At 73.5% G+C, this 223-nt stretch carries 1 protein-coding gene; it reads left to right on the top strand.

Annotation, left to right across the window (positions count from 1 at the left end; translation table 11 throughout):
• On the top strand, window positions 1-223 hold a 223-nt coding region (locus E4K09_RS04640), incomplete at both ends, for a pyridoxal-phosphate dependent enzyme (RefSeq protein WP_134495529.1).

The raw sequence follows: 223 nt of genomic DNA, 5'->3' as shown, positions 1-223 counted from the left end.
TCCTGTCGAATCCCGTCCCGGCCGCCGGCGTCGCGGCCGCCTCGGGGGGCAATCACGGGGCGGCGGTGGCCTATGCGGCCCGCCAGCTCGGCGTGAAGGCCCGCATCTTCGGTCCCGAGATTTCAAGCCCCGCGAAGATCGCCGTCATCCGCTCCCACGGGGCCGAGGTGGTGATCGGCGGCGCGCGCTACGCGGATGCGCAGGAGGCCTGCGACCGCCATGT

The sequence above is a fragment of the Microvirga pakistanensis genome (assembly GCF_004458765.1).
GTDB lineage: Bacteria > Pseudomonadota > Alphaproteobacteria > Rhizobiales > Beijerinckiaceae > Microvirga > Microvirga pakistanensis.
Note: the sequence above shows the minus strand (reverse complement) of the source record. Positions and strands in the feature narration are given on the sequence as shown.